This window comes from Nocardia otitidiscaviarum NBRC 14405, from assembly GCF_000308635.1.
GTDB classification, from domain to species: Bacteria; Actinomycetota; Actinomycetes; order Mycobacteriales; family Mycobacteriaceae; genus Nocardia; species Nocardia otitidiscaviarum.
Genome location: NZ_BAGD01000007.1, coordinates 1 through 313 on the forward strand (window position 1 = coordinate 1; position 313 = coordinate 313).

At 68.4% G+C, this 313-nt stretch carries 1 protein-coding gene; it reads left to right on the forward strand.

Going from position 1 to position 313, the window contains the following annotated elements:
- On the forward strand, positions 1 to 313 hold a 313-nt coding region (locus ON31_RS00025), incomplete at both ends, for a phage portal protein (RefSeq protein WP_039807861.1).

Consider the following 313-nt stretch of genomic DNA (forward strand, 5'->3'; position numbering starts at 1 on the left):
CCTCGGCCCGTGGCTGACCATGCTCGCCGAGGAGATCGAGTTGCAGCTCGTCCCCGATCTCGCGCCCGGCGACCCGGTGTACATCGAATTCAACTTGCGCGAGAAGCTGACCGGCTCGTTCGAGGAGCGCGCCGCGCAGATGCAAACCGCGGTCGGCGCTCCGTGGATGACCGTCAACGAGGCTCGCGCCCTGGATAACCGGCCGCCGATCGAGGGCGGCGACGAGCTGATTCGACCGCTGAACGTGACCGCCAACGGCGACCGGAACCCGATACCGGCCGACGACACCCCGGCCGACGAGGTCGACGACGAA